The sequence below is a fragment of the Caballeronia sp. M23-90 genome, from assembly GCF_053574605.1.
The window spans coordinates 1-992 of sequence record NZ_JBSIPA010000884.1 but is presented as its reverse complement, the minus strand read 5'-3'; the positions used below and the strand labels follow the sequence as shown (position 1 = coordinate 992).

Sequence of the window (992 nt, the reverse complement as noted above, 5' to 3'; positions counted from 1 at the left end):
CCGCCGACAGCACCAGTTGCCCCGCCGCGGCCTTGCCGGACGCGCGACGCGCTTCAACGGTTTCAATGCCGTGATCGAGCGAGTTGCGCACGAGGTGCGTCAACGGGTCGATGATGCGTTCAATCAGGCTCTTGTCGAGTTCCGTCGCCTGACCGAACGTGACGAGTTCGACTTCCTTGCCGAGCTTCGCGGCGAGATCGCGCACGAGACGCGGGAAACGGCTGAAGACGTAATCCATCGGCATCATGCGGATGGACATCACGGCTTCCTGCAAGTCGCGCGCATTGCGTTCGAGTTGCGCCATGCCGTTGAAGAGGCGGTCGTGCAGCGCGGGATCGAACGTGCTTGTGGTTTCGGCGAGCATGGCCTGCGTGATCACGAGTTCGCCGACGAGGTTGATCAACTGATCGACCTTTTCAACGCCCACGCGAATCGAACTGCCTTCTGCAGCAGCCGGCGCTGCTGCGGCGCGCGCCTTGGGAGCTTCGGCCGGAGCCGAAACCGGTGTGTTTGCGCGGGACTCGGCGGCAGCAGATGCAGCCGCCGCCGGTTCCGTCTTCTCTGCCTGGGGCGCTTTTTCTGCCACCTCTTTGATTTCTTCCACGGCTGCGACCGGCGTTTCATCCACCGATGCGCTCGACGCATTGCCGCGACCAATCGAAATCTGCGAATCATCGATCACGAAACAGCACACGGCAACGATGTCATCCGCCGATACATCCGAGTCCAGCCACAACGTCAGGTCACCGCCCGACTTCTTTTCCCCGACGACTGTCCCCAGGTTTCCAAGCTCCTCGGTCAACAGAGCCTGGTCCTTCTCCCCTACCCCACGTAACGTGATTTTCAGATGCGGGCCGGTGTCAGCACTTGCGTCCGTGGATTCCGGCGCGGACGGAAACTCCGTCCAGTCGCCCTCTTCTTCCACGGCTTCGTTTGCCTGCTCGACCACGTGCGCGGGCGGCTCGTTCGGACCCAGCGCCATCGCGACTTGA

General features: G+C 62.4%; 1 pseudogene. It reads right to left on the bottom strand.

Going from position 1 to position 992, the window contains the following annotated elements:
- Positions 1-992 (bottom strand): annotated as a pseudogene (locus ACRXB1_RS36745) (chemotaxis protein CheA); the annotation flags it as partial.